General features: G+C 56.6%; 1 protein-coding gene. It reads right to left on the bottom strand.

The features are described 5' to 3' along the window. Window positions 1-52 precede the first annotated feature (52 nt). Window positions 53-1,267: an IS256 family transposase gene (locus tag ROG8370_RS19825; RefSeq protein ID WP_085828829.1), complete on the bottom strand. Its 1,215-nt coding sequence runs from the start codon at window positions 1,265-1,267 to the stop codon at window positions 53-55. Window positions 1,268-1,335: the final 68 nt, after the last annotated feature.

Here is a 1,335-nt window from a genome sequence, read left to right as displayed (position 1 = left end):
GGGAGTATCCGAAACTCTGTGTATGAGGCTTAGCCCATGCGTTTGAAACGGATCATTTGTTGAACCGTTCTGGGTATAGGATAGCGAACTGGTTGCGGGCGGCAACCCATTCCCTGACGCAGTGGCCAGCCTTCTCGAAGCTGCGGATCGCCAGATAGATCAGCTTGCTGGCGGCATCGTCCGTTGGGAAGCTGCCGCGCGTTTTGGTGGTTTTGCGGATGACCCTGTTGAGGCTTTCTATCGCATTTGTGGTGTAGATGATTTTGCGCACGGCTGGCGGGAAGGCAAAGAACGGGATGACCTCCTGCCATGCCCGCCGCCATGAGGGCGCGATTGAAGGGTATTTCTGACCCCACTCAGCTTCAAAATCATCAAGGGCTTTGGCGGCTTCCTTGTCGTCCACGGCCTGATAAATCCGGCGCAGGTCTTTGGCCACGGCCTTGCGGTCTTTCCATCCGCAGAAGTTCAGAGAATGGCGCACGAGATGCACGATGCAAGTTTGAACTGTGGCCTCGGGGAACGCGGCGTTGATGGCGTCTGAGAAGCCCTTCAGGCCGTCGACGACGGCGATCAGGATATCTTCGACCCCGCGATTGCGCAGATTGTTCATCACCGAGAGCCAGAATTTGGCCCCCTCGTTCCCCGCGATCCACAAGCCAAGAACCTCGCGTTCACCCTCAGGGGTGACGCCTAAGGCCACATAGACAGCCTTGTTTTTGACCTGACGGCTTTCTGCATCGCGGATTTTGACCCGAAGCGCATCGAGGAAAACAATCGGATACATCGGCTCCAGGGCGCGGTTCTGCCAGTCAGACACCTCCTCCAGAACGGCATCAGTGACGCGACTGACAAGGTCGGCGGAAACCTTCAGGCCGTAAACTTCTTCAAGATGGGCGCGGATATCGCGGGTCGACAATCCGGCGGCATAAAGGCCAATAATCTTGTCATCCATCCCGTCAATCCGGGTCTGGCCCTTCTGGATCAGCTCCGGTTCGAAACTGCCATCACGATCACGCGGAATGTCGATGGGCACCGCGCCGTCATTGCCCTTCAAGACTTTGCGCGTTGAACCATTGCGCCGGTTGGCCTGTTGTGCCGCGGGCTCGCCATGCGGTTCATAACCCAGATGCTCGGTCAACTCAGCGCCCAGCATCCGTTCCATCAGCCGGACTTTGAGCTCCTTCATCAGGCCTTTGTCACCCAGCAAATCCTCTGGCCGTTCAACGCCGCTCAGCAGCTCATCCAGTAGTTCTTTGGAAATCGTCATTGTCATCATGCTCCTTCGTTTTGGAAGCATGGGCCAAATTACTCATACACAGAAGGTCGGACACTCTC

This window comes from Roseovarius gaetbuli, from assembly GCF_900172365.1.
In the GTDB taxonomy this organism is placed as follows: Bacteria; Pseudomonadota; Alphaproteobacteria; order Rhodobacterales; family Rhodobacteraceae; genus Roseovarius; species Roseovarius gaetbuli.
This window is presented reverse-complemented; position numbering and strand designations above follow the sequence as displayed.